Source organism: Pseudomonas sp. GQ91 (assembly GCF_059758795.1).
Map to the genome: position 1 here is coordinate 21,441 of NZ_JCAXED010000015.1, position 15,648 is coordinate 37,088.

A 15,648-nucleotide genomic window follows, 5' to 3' on the forward strand; every position below is an offset into this window, starting at 1 on the left:
GACGCGGAATTTTTGAACATCCGGTTCCTGCTTGCACACCTATAAAGAAGGTGCTGAAGCCAACTCAGATAGAAAACCCGCAAACAGGTGAGAGATCATGAAAAAGTTATATATGTGCCTGGGTCTATGCAGCGTATTCCTGCTTCACGGCTGTTTTGACAATTCCGATAACATCACCAAAGACAATACCGATGGCAGTAAATCGTCGGTACAGATGCAAGAAGGCGCGGCAGAAGAGCATAAGTAAAAAACGAGGGCCCGGACGGTCGCCAGCAGCCGGGGCCGAATCGCTTGAAACTATCGCTGGTGATGGCGGCGAGTGGCCTGGCAGGCCACGGCTGCTGCCAGGCGCAGGGTGTTTCAATGCCCGCCCTGCATCCGCCGCGCTATTAGATAAACTCCCAATCCCACCAGCGCGGTCATTGCACCGATATACCCGGTACTGGTCCAGCCCAATCCTGCGGTAATTGCCATCCCGCCAAACCACGGCCCCAGCGCGTTTGCCAGGTTAAATGCCGCATGGTTGGACGCTGCCGCCAGGCTCGGCGCTTCGTGGGCGATGTCCATGAGGCGGATTTGCAACGGCGCTGCCAGGGACACCATGGTGCCCACCAGACCAATGCCCAACAGTACGCCCCACAGCGAGCCGGCGGCCAAGGGGAAGAACATCAGTACCGCCATCGACCACACCAGGATCAGGCCCACGGCGCGGAATTGCAGGCGGTCGAACAGTTTGCCACCCGCGATGTTGCCGATGATGCCGCCTAAACCGAATGCCGCGAGGCCGAACGGAATCCACTGTGGCGACACCTTGGTCACTTCGAGCATGGTCGGGGCCAAATAGCTGAACACGCAGAACATCCCGGCGAAGCCGATGGCGCCAATGGAAAGAGCCATCCACACCTGCGGTTTTTTGAACGCGCGCAGCTCTTTCCGCGGGTTGCTGCGCGGCTCGTCGTGGCGGTCGGGGACGAAATGCCAGACCAGCGCGATGGTACACAGAGCGATCGCGCTCACCAGCGCGAACGCCGAGCGCCACCCCAGGTATTGCCCAAGGACGGTGGCAATCGGGTTGCCCAACAGCATCGCGAGGGTCAGGCCCATCATCACCCGTGCGACGGCGCCGGCGCGTTTATCCGTGGCAACCATACTCGACGCTACCACGGCGGCGATGCCGAAGTAGGCGCCGTGGGGCAGGCCGCTGATGAAGCGAAAAGCCACCAGGCTGCCAAAGGTTGGGGTAAATGCCGTCGCCAGGTTGCCCAGGGCGTACAGTGCCATCAGCAGCAACAGCATGTGTTTGCGCAGCAGTTTGGCGCCGAGGATCGCCAGCAGTGGTGCGCCGACCATCACTCCCAGCGCGTAGGCGCTGATGGCGTGGCCTACCTGCGGTTCGCTCAGGTTCAGGTTGCTGGCGATGTCGGGCATCAGCCCCATGATGGCGAATTCGCCGGTACCAATAGCGAAGGCGCCCACGGCCATCGCAGCTTCCATCTTGGCGGCGCTGCGCGCGGGCAGTATGTGCCCGGGTGTTTGGTGGATAGACATGGATCGCTCTGTGTTGAAAGGTGGCTCAAGTGAATGCCGTGGATGCTACGCAAGCGGCGGCGAAGGTGTCTAGAACAGACTCCAGCACGAGAGTTCCATGCCTGTGACCTCACGTCGCGCCGGCCAGGCTTGACACTGAGTCCGTTCAGGTCGGCTAAAACCTGCGTTTTAGCGCTGTCAATTGGCCAAACAGCGCATAGCGGCCCTTTGCCGTGATATTCTGCGCGCCGTCTTGGTCTACTCTTTCCACGGTACGTGCATCCGAACAGGTACCGGTGAGTTGCTGTCGCCGAGATGGCTGAAGCCAATAATGATAAGAAGTCAGCGCAGAAGGGACATAAAAGTGAGGTCGATACGTCGGTCTTGTGTGCCCACTCTTCGGTCTCTGGTCGATGCGGGAACCCGCGATGCGTCGCTTGATGCAGCGTGAATCAAGGTTGCCGGATAAGACCGGGCTGTGGGGCGGATGGCGTTTTATCATAGGTGCTACGATGTTCAAAAAAGTAAACACTGCTCTGCTGGGGCTGGCTTTGTCGATGGGGATCACATCCGTCCAGGCGCAAGAGACAAAGAAAGTCGATGTGCTGCTGATCGGCGGCGGCATCATGAGTGCGACCTTGGGTGTCTGGCTTAATGAGCTGGAACCGGAATGGTCGATGGAGATGGTCGAGCGCCTCGACGGCGTCGCCGAGGAAAGCTCCAACGGCTGGAACAACGCTGGTACCGGTCACTCCGCGCTGGCCGAGCTGAACTACACCCCGGAAGACCCGAACGGCAACGTGCAGATCCCGAAAGCGATCGAGATCAACGAAGCGTTCCAGATTTCCCGTCAATTCTGGGCGTGGCAGGTTCAACAAGGCGTTCTGAAGAACCCTCGTTCGTTCATCAATTCAACTCCGCACATGAGCTTTGTGTGGGGCGATGACAACATCAAATTCCTGAAAAAGCGCTACGACGCGCTGCAAGCGAGCCCGCTGTTCGCTGGCATGGAATACTCCGAAGACCCCGCGCAGATCAAGCAGTGGGTTCCGCTGATGATGGAAGGGCGCGACCCGAGCCAGAAAGTCGCGGCCACTTGGTCTCCGCTGGGTACCGACGTGAACTTCGGCGAGATCACCCGCCAGTTCGTCGCGCACCTGCAGACCACGCCGAAGTTCGACCTGAAACTGTCGAGCGAAGTGCAGGACATCACCCGCAATGACGACGGCTCGTGGCGCGTCAGCTACAAGAACCTGAAAGACGGCACCAAGACCGAGACCGACGCCAAGTTCGTGTTCATCGGCGCGGGCGGCGGTGCACTGCATCTGCTGCAGAAGTCGGGTATTCCAGAAGCTCGCGAGTATGCAGGTTTCCCGGTGGGCGGTTCGTTCCTGGTGACCGAGAACTCGAGCATCGCCGAGCAGCATTTGGCCAAGGCCTACGGTAAAGCGTCGGTGGGTGCGCCGCCGATGTCGGTTCCGCACCTGGACACTCGTGTGCTGGATGGCAAGCGCGTGATCCTGTTTGGACCATTCGCGACGTTCTCCACCAAATTCCTCAAAGAAGGTTCGTACTTCGACCTGCTGACCAGCACCACGACCCACAACATCTGGCCGATGACCAAAGTCGGCATTGAGCAGTATCCGCTGGTCGAGTACCTCGCCGGTCAATTGATGCTGTCGGACGACGACCGCTTCAAGGCGCTGCAAGAGTACTTCCCGAACGCCAAGCAAGATGACTGGCGTCTGTGGCAGGCCGGTCAGCGTGTGCAGATCATCAAGCGTGACGAAGAGAAGGGCGGCGTCCTGAAGCTCGGCACCGAAGTGGTCAGCTCCGCCGACAACAGCATCGCAGGCCTGCTGGGTGCATCGCCAGGTGCGTCTACCGCGGCTCCAATCATGCTGAACGTGCTGCAGAAAGTGTTCAAGGACAAGGTCGCTTCTCCCGCCTGGCAGGAAAAGCTGCACCAGATCGTACCAAGCTACGGTACGCAGTTGAACGCTAATCCGGAGCGTGTTGCTGAGGAATGGGCCTACACCGCCAAGGTTCTGCAACTGGCTCCACCGCCAGCGATTTCGCAACAGGCTGCTCCACAGTCGACCGAGGCCGCCAAGCCTGCGACCGAGCCGAGCAAACCTGCGGCTGATATCGCGCTGTAGTCAGCTGACGAAGCCCTGGGCCAGGGCTGAGCCGCTGTAAAAGAACCGCTGAACCGGTAACGGTCAGCGGTTTTTTTGGGGCTTCAGGAAAGGCCTGGAGGCGTCAGCGACTTTTGCCGCCCTCATTATGCGGTTTGGAAAACGCTGTAGTGTCCGAGAATCAAGCTCGGTCTACGCTCGATCTGGAAGGTTTATCAGGAGGTGGAGAACGGGGCTTTTCGACTTCTTCTACGGTCAGTCGATGGATCAACCCTTCCCTTGCTTTACGGCGATTTTCTTGAACATTCTTTGTCTGGATGACGTATTCCTGACTGGAAAGCTTCTCGCGCGCCAGGAAGATTCCTTCCAGGCGCTTGTGTAACGGCGAGTCGACTTCCCGGAAACTGTCGGGGTATTTCTTCTCCAGGAACGCCTCCCAGAAGCCTGATTTTTCGAGATGCGCGAGCCTGGCAAGCGGCGTGTCCTCCCTTAGCACAGAGCGTCTGGCGTCTTCCAACTGCTCAGGCGTAATGTTTGCCAATTTTTCAAACAGCATGCTGGTAGGACGGGCAGGTAAGTCTAATTGCTGCGCCAGATGGACCTGGTAAAACATCTGTATCTCCAAGGGTTCCACTCGATCAATTCGCGCCTGTAAATCCCATGGGCTTAACCGCGATGCCAGCAGGAGCGCGGTAGGTGTATTCAACCGGTAAGCGATACCCTGCTGTTCCTCCGCGGTCATATTGACCAGAGGCTCAGGCGCGTAATTCGGATCCACAGCGTCGATCAGGTCTTGTAGTTGCGCGACATACCTGCGTTGGTCTGCATGGATTGCCGCAATACGTGCATCAATAACGCCTTGTACATGGGTGTTTAGCAACTCGATACGGTAGAGACCGCGTGCCAGACTCGCCAGCGCTTCGCCAGCGTTGAGTTGCCTTTGAGCCATGAAGATTTTATAGCGAAGTTCCAGGTCCGAAAAAATCATCGGGATGCCATCGGCGCAGGTCTCTGGATTGGCCGAAACCTCAAATAACTGGGTTCTTAATTCACTGTGTTCGTACATCGCGTTGAGTACGTTCCAGACCCGTTCACGTAAATACCCCTGCCCATACCTGAACTGAGATGATGCACTCAAGTCCTCCAGCACGCGGAAAAAATCGGTCGACTCTTCAATATGATTCAACTCACCCCAGATCAACGATTCCTCAGGTGTCGGCTGGGACGTCCAATTATTAATTCCGTTAAGCTGAAGTCGATGTTGCCGGCGCGACGTGATGCCAAAACTGATGCCGTGCTCTCGTCGATAGAGTTCCACACGACGCAAAGAGTCGGCACTTAATGGGTTGTCGTGCAAATGTGTTACGCGATTGATGGCTGCTCTTTCTGTCGACAAGACGTCTTGCGGAATACGGCTGATCACGTTATCTCGCAAATCCAGGGTCTGCAACCGGGTGAGTGTTTCCACGCCCTCTGGCCATGTCAGCAGGCCGGTATTACGTAAGTAAAGATGTTCCAGGTCGGGCATGTTTCGCACCGAAATACGTCGGCCTAGCGGGTTGCCATTTAAATTAAGTGTTTTCAGCGTTTTAAGTCGGGAAAGCACCGTGACGGCGCGGTCGTTCAAAGCGATGTGGTTACCTTGTACGTTAAGTTCGAGCAATTCACTCATGTTTTCAAGGGACGAGGGGAGTTCGGTCAATTGACTGTTTTTAAGTGACAACACGCGTAGGTTAAAAAAATTCTCAAGAAAGCTGGTCGGAAACCTGGCGTTGGGTGAATGGCTCAAAGACAGCGCACTAATATGACTAAAATCCGCAGACAGGCTCGGTAAACAATCAACCGGCCAAGCATTGAGATCCAGTATGTAACCGGTGTGGTCACCGATACGGACGCTTTCAGTTTGTCTGCGCCATGCCTGGATCAACGCTTGACTGATGTCCCGTTTATCCCGGCTTGACACCTCTCGTCGAGGCCCATTGCGCGGTTCTGTCCACACGGGCGACGCTGTCCATCGAGCGAGGTCGTGACGTAAGGTATCGAGTTGAGCCTTGAGTCTGGCCAAGGCTCGAGTGGTCAATTGGGTTGAAAGTTGTAGTCGATAAAGAAATTGGCCGGCTTGTTCCTCGCTCATTAAAGGATAAAGCTCGCTGACGAGATCTTTGAGCAATAGGGTCCTGCGCTCGTCAATAACATGGCCCGAACGGCCGCCCAGTGTATAGCCTCGACGACCCGCGGCTAAACGCATCGGAGGGATAAACCAGAGCTTTATGGGCTGCATTCCCAACAAGGTGGCGCTGTGTGAACGGTCGTGAGCCACTTGATCTGCAATTTTACGAGTCAAGGCCACTGCAGAGTCAGTGTCTGTCAGGCCAAGTGTGGCTCGTTCGGCTGGCAGTAAAGCGTTGAACACACAATGGATAAGGTCAGGACTGCTGTAGATTTCCCCTGTACTCGGTACAACGTATTCGTACAGGCTGCCATGTTTATAAAACTCGCGATTGAGTGGCGCGGACTCACCGCCCACCGTGCTGAGCACTTCAGCGGTATGTTTATCCCTCAGCACCACTCCAAGATTGCTGGGCCAGCCGGGCAAGTGAAGCATGCTGTTCCACGCGAGACGTTGACTGTCCGCGTTGCTTAAACCCTCGAAATAAAGCCCTGTCAGTGCTCTGTTAAGGCGTAGTTCCCGCGCATAGATCCGCGCTTCTTCAAGCACATGCAATGGAAGACGTCCGGCCGCGTGCAGTGCACTCTGCTGTGTGGCGTTCAGGTTGCCCAATAACTCTGTGATCACATTAGCGGGCAAGACCGGGAACTGACGGTGCAGCACCTGCATCTCTGCAGTCACTTTTTCATCAGCCTTATACAACCTTTCGAGCAGTTCAAGCTTGGTCGCCTGGGCGTGTCGGCCCAGCTTGCGCGACAGCGCGGTTATCCGCGTATCAAGACGGTTGAGTGTGGGGCCCAGTAATCGATCAATGTGTGCGGACGACAAACTGTCCAGGGTGAATTTAAGGACGTCGCCATTTTGGATTTGTCTCTCAACGATTTGTATGCGTGGGTGTGTCGGCAACAGGTCTTTCCCGAACTCCTTAAGTGTGTTTCCTTGCGCATCTACCACCCGCAATACGCTATTTTTCGGCCAGCCATCCAGCCCGGTAAGTAACTCCAACTGCAATGCTGAAAACTCAGCGCTGCCGCTATTGCCTTGTTGCATCAACGCGATGAAACGCTCAATTTTTTTACTCAGGCGTACACGCTTAATATTGTCGAGCAATATAGGCGGAGGAGCCAGGTTATCCATGTGTATTTTGTGCAGTACGTCGTCATTGATATTGCAGGCCTTCAAAAGGTACTCAATGGCTGTATCCGATACCTCCTCGGCCTCTGGACCCAGACGCCGAAACAACGTTGTCCGCGACCACTGTTGCGAGTTTTCGCCTTCATGCAACCAGGCGCCGCTCAGGTTATGCGTGAGTCTGGGTGTGTAGGCAAGTGGGTCGTCAGGATGGCGGATAAAATAGTGCTGCGTCTGTGTATCGGTGCCCACTTCATAAACCTTATCTTCCAGCTTGATAAACTGTTTGCTGTCTTTGCTATAGATGCCTTGCGCATCAGGCAGAAGACCTGACAATGAAATGCCTGTCGATTCGTAGGGTTTCAAGTCGGGCCTCCACAATCGCTTTTGGCCGTTAACAGATTCAACGGGAATCAATGTTTCTACCACGGGAGCGGGCTTAAGGGCGCGTAATGCGCCGCTGGTGATCGCGGCCAACGCAACGTTTTCAGCCACATCAAAGACGTGCTTGACCGCCTCGACGCGGTCATTGCGCTGCCAAGCGCTAATACCTTCATAAATATCCACGCCAAGTTGAAGAACACTGCTTGCCAGCATGATCTCCCCCAGTACCGGCACGAAGCCCAGGGCCAACGTCAGGGCACTGAGTCCGACATTCAAATAAGCTGCTTGTCTCTCCAGTCGGCTTTTAGAGTCCTCGTCCTCCGTGGGAACAACCAACAATCTGGCATCGTCTCTGATTTTTTCCCATTGTAATTGCCAAGTCACCATGAAGGGATCGTCTTGATGAGACAAATGATGAAGGTCACTGATTGAAATGTATGAATTTAAAATGGGGATTCGTCGAAGGAATAGAGACGCTTGCGTGTTTTTGACCGTGTCCACGCGTTGAATGAACTCGCTACGGTGACGAAGAGGAATCAGAGGGTAAAAATAGTTTGCGAATGCAGGGTCTTTCAACCACCCGGACAGTGTCACCGTTAAGATTAAAAATGAGTTGAATGTGTGAAACGCTTTATCCGGACTGTTGGGTAGATAGAGCACACATGTTTGTTGCTGCGTGACTGGTTTGTTTTCGGGCCAGAAAATCAGGATGCCCGGTACCACAAAGTTCGTGATTTTCAGGGTGCTGCACGTTGGGCTGGTCCGCGACAGCGGTGGAGACGTAGTGTTTAGTAGCGACTTTATGAATTCATAATGAGGCATCGGCAGTTCATTTTTCATGAAGGATAGATGCAGTGCGGACGTAAATTCATGGCGAAGGTTCTGACTGAATATTACTTTGCGTCTATACGTTGTGGAGTTAATGTCATGGGGTGGCAGTCCGTCACCGCTCGGTTCAAAAATAGTTTGCAGGTGTTGCTGATACTGCACTCCCAAGTTTAAGTCTCGGCAGATAAGGGCGAAGTGTTCAGGTTTTAACGTGTGTTGAACAGCTTCCCGATTATCCATGACCGAGTAGATAGCCGATCCCGCATCGAGGCCGTCTGGGACAGCTTCGAAGGCTTCAAAATTTTGTAATGCGGCTTGAAGCAGGCTGTGTCGACTGACGCTGGAGATCAAATTCAATTCCAGTGTTTCGGGCAAAAGGAATTCAGGTTGACTCAACTTAATGAGCGTGTCCGCCAGTTTGAGTTGCTGACTTGCAACAAAAATAGTCAGGTTGTTTAAAAGGCGGACCTGTTTGAAACCGTAGTTTCGTGGATTGATACCTGTCCAGCCTCTGGCGGTCAGCGCCGTTTTTAATAGCGGCTCGGCGAACTGTTCAATCGATTGAACCTGGGCCAGGATGTCTGTCACCTCCCGCTGGGTTTCTACACCTGCATCAAAACTGGCGCGTAAAGCTGCTCGTACGGTAGGCGTGGCATTTTTAAACCAGAGGGGAAGCTGATCAGAAATAAACGATGCATGTCTGTTTTCGGCCGATGTATTGGCCAATTGTTTGGCACGAGCAATAGCCGCGCCTGATTCGGATGATTTGGGTTTGAGGGAGGTTGTCATTGCGGTCGTTCGTTTGGGATAGATGCCCAAATCATAACGAGCGGGGAAGGCTGTAACAGGCTAACTATTTAATGTAAGAATAGTGTGTGGAACTAAAAATATTCGCTGGATACACAGGGTCGTCGGGCAAACAGTTCATGTCGGAATTTTGTTCCTGATACTCATTTCCTTGAGCAACACTGCTCCAGTTGTTCCGTGCCCAGTTCCTTATATCCCACCGCGTTGATGTTTTCATTCTCCTCCGTCGGTCTGCGTGCTTCGCGGCGTTTTTCATGCACTGATAACAAGTTTGCGACACTCCCCGATTCCACGACTGCAACCGGGCTGCTAAGCCCGGGTTCCAGTCGTTTCCTGGTCACTGTACGACGCGATAGCACGGCACGTAGGCTGCGCCACCCGGCAATTTCATCCGGTGCTGTGCCACAAACGCTTTCAGCAGTTCGTCCAGTGGCTTCATGATGCTCGGGTCGCCATTGATCTCATATGGCCCTTTCTGTTCGATCAACCGAATGCCCTTGTCCTTGACGTTACCCGCCACGATCCCCGAGAACGCCCGGCGCAGGTTGGCCGCCAGTTCGTGAGGCGGCAGGTCGTGGCTCAGTTGCAGGCCGGCCATGTTTTCGTGAGTCGGATCGAACGGACGCTGGAAACCTTCATCGATCTTGAGCAACCAGTTGAAATGGAACGCGTCGTTGCGCTCGCGGCGGAACTGTTTGACGGTTTTCAAGCCGGCGGTCATCTGGCGGGCGACTTCAGCCGGGTCATCGATAATGATCTGATAGTGGGCTTGCGCCTCTTCACCCAAGGTTGCGCCGACAAACGCGTGCAGCTGTTGCAGATACGGCGCGGCTTGTTGCGGCCCGGTGAGGATGACCGGAAAGGGCACATCCCGGTTATCCGGGTGCATCAGGATGCCCAGCAGGTACAGGAACTCTTCGGCCGTGCCGGCGCCGCCCGGGAAGATAATGATGCCGTGGCCAACACGTACGAAGGCTTCCAGGCGTTTTTCGATGTCTGGCAGGATCACCAGTTCGTTGACGATCGGGTTGGGCGCTTCGGCGGCGATGATGCCCGGCTCGGTCAGGCCCAGGTAGCGCCCGCCGGTGATCCGTTGCTTGGCGTGGGAAATAGTCGCGCCCTTCATCGGGCCTTTCATCACCCCGGGACCGCAACCGGTGCAGACGTCGAGGCTGCGCAGGCCCAGTTCGTGCCCGACTTTCTTGGTGTATTTGTATTCTTCGGTATTGATCGAGTGCCCGCCCCAGCACACCACGATTTTCGGCTCGACGCCCGGGCGCAGGGTGCGGGCGTTGCGCAGCAGGTGGAATACGTAGTCGGTGATGCCTTGGGAGTTGCTCAGGTCGATGCGCTGGCTGTCCAGTTCGTTTTCGGTATAGACAATGTCGCGCAGAGCGCTGAACAGCATTTCGCGGGTGCTGGCGATCATTTCGCCATCCACGAAGGCGTCGGCGGGTGCGTTCAACAGTTCCAGGCGTACGCCGCGATCCTGCTGGTGGATACGCACTTCGAAGTCTTTGTAGGCATCGAGGATGGTCTTGGCGTTATCGATATGCGCGCCGGTGTTGAGGATGGCCAGGGCGCACTGGCGGAACAGGGTGTAGATGCTGCCGGTACCGGCTTCGCTGAGCTGCTGGACTTCGCGTTGAGACAGCGTTTCGAGACTGCCTTTAGGGCTGACGGAGGCGTTGATGACGTGTCGTTGTGGCATTCTGGTTCCCTGAAAGCGCAACCACCGGACCGCGCGCGGCCAGTGGCTTGAGGATGAGGAGCGCCGAATACGGTCGCATTGGCTGGCATTTTCTCCGGCTGATGGGCCGGACGCAAATACAGTCGCGTCTCATCATGCCGCAGAATTTGCCGGATTCGCGCCAGCAGCGGAAAAATATAGGGTTTGCGCCGTGTGGATTGGATTTTGAGAACAGAAGAATTGCGACTATCGTGACGCTTCGGTTTTTCGGACGTCATAGACCAGTACGATTGACGCCGTAATGGCCACCATTGGCCTTCGGCACCTTGGAAGAGGCAGAAATTTTATGATCATCAAACCGCGGGTTCGTGGCTTTATCTGTGTGACCGCTCACCCTGTTGGCTGTGAAGCGAACGTCAAAGAGCAGATCGACTACGTGACCGAACACGGCGCCATCACCGACGGCCCGAAGAAAGTTCTGGTCCTCGGCGCGTCCACCGGATATGGCCTGGCTGCGCGCATCAGCGCCGCTTTCGGCTGCGGCGCAGACACCCTTGGCGTGTTTTTTGAGAAAGAAGGCGAAGAAGGCAAGCTCAGCTCTGCCGGCTGGTACAACAGCGCCGCCTTCCACAAATTCGCCGCGCAAAAAGGCCTGTACGCCAAGAGCATCAATGGCGATGCGTTCTCCGACGAGATCAAGCGCCTGACCATCGAAACCATCAAAAAAGACTTGGGCAAGATCGACCTGGTGGTCTACAGCCTGGCCGCTCCGCGCCGTACCGATCCGCAAGGCGTGGTGCATAACTCCACCCTCAAGCCAATCGGCAAGGCCGTGACCCTGCGTGGGATCAATACCGACAAAGGTGTGGTTGTCGACACGACGTTGGAGCCGGCAACCCAGGAAGAAATCGACGGTACCGTCAAAGTGATGGGTGGCGAAGACTGGCAGCTGTGGATCGACGCGCTGCGTGACGCCGATGTACTGGCCGAAGGCGCCAAGACCACCGCGTTCACTTACCTGGGCGAAAAGCTGACCCAGGACATCTACTGGAACGGTTCCATCGGCGAGGCCAAGAAGGATCTGGACAAGAAAGTCCTGACCCTGCGCGACAACCTCGCTGCGCTGAAAGGCGACGCTCGCGTATCGGTGCTCAAGGCCGTGGTCACCCAGGCCAGCTCGGCGATCCCGATCATGCCGCTGTACCTGTCGTTGCTGTTCAAGGTGATGAAAGAGCAGGGCACTCACGAAGGGTGTATCGAACAGGTCTACGGCCTGTTCAAGGACAGCTTGTACGGCAGCGAGCCGAAGCTGGACGCTGACGGCCGCCTGCGCGCCGACCTCAAGGAACTGGAGCCGAAAGTCCAGGACGCCGTGGCCGCGTTGTGGAATCAGGTGACTGACGACAACGTCAATGAGATCAGCGACTTTGCCGGCTACAAGGCCGAGTTCCTGCGCCTGTTCGGTTTCGAGATCGATGGCGTGGATTATGACGCCGACGTCAATCCGACCGTGAAGATCGAAGGCCTGGTTCAGGCTTAAGCGATCTGCCCTCAAAAAGCGGCCTGTGGGCTAATGCCAGTCAGTTGAGCCAACTCTCTGTGGGGGCGGCGGTGCGACGATTCGACTTGCTCGCGAAAGCGGTGTGCCAGGCAACATCAATGTTGACTGTTACGCCGTCTTCGCGAGCAAGTCGCACCGCCGCTTCCACAGGTTTCGCTGCTTGACTGATTGGCATGGCCTAACGCGCCCATTGCTCCATCGCGAAATCGACGAAGGCCCGCAGTTTGGGCAATCGGTAGCGGTCCTGGGCGTAGAGCAAGTGCATCGGTCGGTAAGGTGGTTGATAGTCGGGCAGCAAGGCCACCAGCTTGCCGGCCTGCAAATCCTGACCCACCAATGCATCGGGCAACATGACAATGCCCATGCCTTCAACGGCTGCGCGTTGCAGGGCTTGGGAACTGTTGATGGTCATCGGGCCGCTGACGGCAATCTCGACGACACCTTCGGGACCTTGCAGCCGCCATTGTTTGTCGGCATGGCGCCAGTCATCGTTCGAGGGATAGGCAAACGAAAGGCAGTCGTGTTGCTGCAAGTCGGCAGGTTTTTGTGGCGTGCCCCGGCGTGCCAGGTACTGCGGCGCGGCGCACAGGGTCATGGTGTAGTCCTGCAAGGTTCGCGCGATCAGGCTGGACGGCTGCGATTCACCGAGACGGATCGCCGCGTCGAAACCGCTGTCGATCAGGTCCATCGATTGGTCGCTCAGCACCACATACAGTTTGATCTGTGGGTAGCGACGGGAAAACTCACTCAGTGCAGGAGCCAGCCGTTCGGCGCCAAACGCCGGCGGTGCGGTGATGCGCAACAACCCCTTGGGGGCCTCGCTGTGGATCTGCTCGGCCAGTCGCTCTGAATCAGCCACCAACCCGAGCACTTCCAGGCAGCGCTGGTAATAGAGACCGCCGAATTCGGTCAGGCTTTGTTTACGGGTCGTACGCTTGAGCAGGCTTACACCCAGGCGCTGCTCCAGCGCCCGGAGATGGTTGCCGACCATTGTGGTGGACATGCCGCAGGCGTTGGCCGCCGCTGTCATGCTGCCGGCCTCTACCAGTTTCACGTAGACGGTCATTGCCTGGAACACATCCATTATCAAGCCCTGGTTTAAAGTCATTGCAGTTTGGCGCAGTTTATCCAGCTCAGGTGGTTAACGATACTGAGACATCATTACGATGCACTGGAGCCTGCCACCATGACCGCCGCCTGTTTGATGAGTACCTATCAACCTTTGCCCCTGAGCTTCGCCCGGGGCCTGGGCACGCGTCTGTGGGACCAGCAGGGTCGGGAGTACCTGGATGCGGTGGCCGGTGTTGCCGTGACCAATGTCGGTCACTCCCACCCAAGGTTGGTAGCGGCCATCAGCGAACAGGCCGGACTGCTGTTGCATACCTCCAACTTGTACGGCATCGATTGGCAGCAGCGGCTGGCCAGGCGACTGACCGAGTTGTCGGGCCTGGATCAGGCCTTCTTCAACAATTCCGGCGCCGAAGCCAACGAAACGGCATTGAAACTGGCGCGTCTGCACGGCTGGAAAAAAGGCATCGAACAGCCCTTGGTGGTGGTGATGGAAAATGCCTTTCATGGCCGCACCCTCGGCACCATGGCTGCCAGCGACGGACCGTCGGTGCGGCTGGGGTTCCAGCGCTTGCCGGGGGATTTTATCAAGATCGGCTTTGGTGATCTGGCGGCGCTGGAGGCGCTCACCGTGCAATTCGGCACGCGCATCGCGGCGGTGCTGCTGGAGCCGATCCAGGGCGAAAGTGGTGTGCAACTGGCGCCGCCCGGTTATCTGCGGGGGTTGCGCGATCACTGCACGCGTCACGGTTGGTTGCTGATGCTCGATGAAATCCAGACCGGGATCGGTCGCACCGGCACCTGGTTTGCCTACCAGCATGAAGGCATCGTCCCGGACGTGATGACCTTGGCCAAAGGCCTGGGCAACGGTATCCCGATCGGCGCCTGCCTGGCCCGCGCGGCCGTGGCCCGCTTGTTCACTCCCGGCAGTCATGGCAGTACCTTCGGCGGCAATCCGCTGGCGTGCCGCGTAGGGTGTACGGTGCTGGATATCATCGACGAACAAGGCCTGCTGGAGAATGCGGCCAGCCAAGGGGAGCGGTTGCTGGCGCGATTACGCGTGGAGTTGAGTGAACATGCACACGTATTGGCGATCCGGGGGCAGGGCTTGATGATCGGAATTGAATTGGTCGCGCCTCAGCGGGATTTGGCGGTGCGCGCCGCGCGTGAGCAGGGTTTGCTGATCAACGTCACGCGGGGCAAGGTGATTCACCTGCTGCCGCCGTTGACGATTGATGCCAAGGAAGTGGAAATGATCGTGCGCGGAATTGCCCGATTGCTGGACTGAACGTCTTCCTTTCTTGCGTCCTCTTTCGTCGGGATGGCTCGCTCGGCTCTACGCCGGGGTGCCGGGCAGGCCATTCAGCCATTCTTGGTTCATGGTTTCGGTATCGCCCAGGTATTCCAGCAGCCAGGTCATGGCCGGGGACAGTTTATTCTGTGCCCAGGCTACGCACGACGGGCTGGCGGGGAAGGGCCGGGACAGTTGCAGCGCCACCAGCTCACCGCTCTCGATCAGCGTCTGCACCCGATGCGCCGGCACCATGCCGACGCACAGTCCGTCGCACAGGCAGTCCATGGCCGACGCCCAATTGGGCACGACCAGGCGCCGCTGGTTATCCAGCGTCCAGGTGTCGCGCTTGGGCAGGTTGCGCGAGGTATCGGTCATGCACAGCGATGCAAAGGGGCGCAATTGATCATCGTTGAGCAAGCCCTGCACGTGTGCCAGCGGATGTCGGGCACTGACCACGCACACCCAGTTCAACAAGCCCATGTCGCGAAAGGCGAAATGGCTGGCCACCGGCACCGCACTGGTAGCGCCGATCACGATATCGGTGCGCTCATCCGCCAGGGCATCCCACACGCCGTTGTACACCTCGTACTCCAGCAGCAACTCGACTTCCGGAAACTGCCGATAGAAATCCAGCACCAGCTGTCGGCAGCGCTGTTGTTTGACGATGGAGTCCACGGCGACTTTCAATTGGCCGCTCCAGCCGTTGGCGAGCTGCTGGCACAGCCTGCGGGTACCGAGCATTTTTTTCATCACGCCACGTGCTTCGTCGACAAACAGCTTGCCGGCGGGCGTCAATTCAACATCGCGATGCCGACGGACAAACAGCGGGACCGCCAGCCACTCTTCCAACTGACGCACGGTGTAACTGACAGCCGACGGCACGCGATGCAATTCCTGAGCGGCGGCGCTGAAGCTGCCGTGGCGTGCGACGGCATCCACCACATCCAGGGAGTATTCGGACCACATGGCGCCTGCCTTCAAAAATATTGATAAGAATGTCCAATTATTATCGCTTCACAGGAAATTTGTCAGCTTCATAATGGGTGTCAG

General features: G+C 56.8%; 9 protein-coding genes. 4 read left to right on the top strand and 5 right to left on the bottom strand.

The window, feature by feature from the left end:
* The first annotated feature begins 97 nt into the window (after positions 1-97).
* Entirely contained in the window at positions 98-247 is a 150-nt protein-coding gene (locus AC6CIA_RS21130; RefSeq protein ID WP_339530418.1) for a hypothetical protein, read from the top strand.
* Between the two features lie 113 nt (positions 248-360).
* On the opposite strand, the gene AC6CIA_RS21135 is transcribed toward AC6CIA_RS21130, so the two are convergent.
* A complete protein-coding gene (locus AC6CIA_RS21135; protein ID WP_498314827.1) occupies positions 361-1,548 on the bottom strand; it encodes an MFS transporter in 1,188 nt (395 codons plus the stop codon).
* A gap of 491 nt (positions 1,549-2,039) precedes the next feature.
* Here AC6CIA_RS21135 and mqo point away from each other — a divergent pair, with 491 nt between their 5' ends.
* Positions 2,040-3,686: a malate dehydrogenase (quinone) gene (mqo, locus tag AC6CIA_RS21140; RefSeq protein ID WP_498314829.1), complete on the top strand. Its 1,647-nt coding sequence runs from the start codon at positions 2,040-2,042 to the stop codon at positions 3,684-3,686.
* 160 nt (positions 3,687-3,846) lie between these two features.
* On the opposite strand, the gene AC6CIA_RS21145 is transcribed toward mqo, so the two are convergent.
* Both AC6CIA_RS21145 and ppnN read right to left on the bottom strand, forming a co-directional pair.
* Positions 3,847-8,967, bottom strand: coding sequence for an NEL-type E3 ubiquitin ligase domain-containing protein (locus AC6CIA_RS21145; RefSeq protein WP_498314831.1), 5,121 nt, complete (start codon positions 8,965-8,967; stop codon positions 3,847-3,849).
* Between the two features lie 355 nt (positions 8,968-9,322).
* Positions 9,323-10,696: a nucleotide 5'-monophosphate nucleosidase PpnN gene (gene ppnN, locus AC6CIA_RS21150; RefSeq protein ID WP_084380523.1), complete on the bottom strand. Its 1,374-nt coding sequence runs from the start codon at positions 10,694-10,696 to the stop codon at positions 9,323-9,325.
* A gap of 325 nt (positions 10,697-11,021) precedes the next feature.
* Between ppnN and fabV the strand changes: the two genes are divergently transcribed.
* Positions 11,022-12,215: an enoyl-ACP reductase FabV gene (gene fabV / locus AC6CIA_RS21155; RefSeq protein WP_084380521.1), complete on the top strand. Its 1,194-nt coding sequence runs from the start codon at positions 11,022-11,024 to the stop codon at positions 12,213-12,215.
* A gap of 199 nt (positions 12,216-12,414) precedes the next feature.
* Here fabV and AC6CIA_RS21160 read toward each other — a convergent pair whose 3' ends face one another.
* Positions 12,415-13,320 (bottom strand): LysR family transcriptional regulator, encoded by a 906-nt coding sequence (locus AC6CIA_RS21160; protein ID WP_498314833.1) that lies wholly within the window; start codon positions 13,318-13,320, stop codon positions 12,415-12,417.
* Between the two features lie 102 nt (positions 13,321-13,422).
* Here AC6CIA_RS21160 and AC6CIA_RS21165 point away from each other — a divergent pair, with 102 nt between their 5' ends.
* On the top strand, positions 13,423-14,592 hold the full coding sequence (locus AC6CIA_RS21165; protein WP_498314835.1) for an aspartate aminotransferase family protein: 1,170 nt from the start codon (positions 13,423-13,425) through the stop codon (positions 14,590-14,592).
* A gap of 48 nt (positions 14,593-14,640) precedes the next feature.
* On the opposite strand, the gene punR is transcribed toward AC6CIA_RS21165, so the two are convergent.
* On the bottom strand, positions 14,641-15,564 hold the full coding sequence (gene punR, locus AC6CIA_RS21170; protein WP_498314836.1) for a DNA-binding transcriptional activator PunR: 924 nt from the start codon (positions 15,562-15,564) through the stop codon (positions 14,641-14,643).
* Between the last annotated feature and the right edge of the window lie 84 nt (positions 15,565-15,648).

Bases quoted from the DNA above. Each gene is read 5' to 3' on its own strand.
- AC6CIA_RS21145 (WP_498314831.1), bottom strand. From the start codon at position 8,967: ATGACAACCTCCCTCAAACCCAAATCATCCGAATCAGGCGCGGCTATT.
- ppnN (WP_084380523.1), bottom strand. From the start codon at position 10,696: ATGCCACAACGACACGTCATCAACGCCTCCGTCAGCCCTAAAGGCAGT.
- punR (WP_498314836.1), bottom strand. From the start codon at position 15,564: ATGTGGTCCGAATACTCCCTGGATGTGGTGGATGCCGTCGCACGCCAC.
- fabV (WP_084380521.1), top strand. From the start codon at position 11,022: ATGATCATCAAACCGCGGGTTCGTGGCTTTATCTGTGTGACCGCTCAC.
- AC6CIA_RS21160 (WP_498314833.1), bottom strand. From the start codon at position 13,320: ATGGATGTGTTCCAGGCAATGACCGTCTACGTGAAACTGGTAGAGGCC.
- mqo (WP_498314829.1), top strand. From the start codon at position 2,040: ATGTTCAAAAAAGTAAACACTGCTCTGCTGGGGCTGGCTTTGTCGATG.
- AC6CIA_RS21165 (WP_498314835.1), top strand. From the start codon at position 13,423: ATGACCGCCGCCTGTTTGATGAGTACCTATCAACCTTTGCCCCTGAGC.
- AC6CIA_RS21135 (WP_498314827.1), bottom strand. From the start codon at position 1,548: ATGTCTATCCACCAAACACCCGGGCACATACTGCCCGCGCGCAGCGCC.
- AC6CIA_RS21130 (WP_339530418.1), top strand. From the start codon at position 98: ATGAAAAAGTTATATATGTGCCTGGGTCTATGCAGCGTATTCCTGCTT.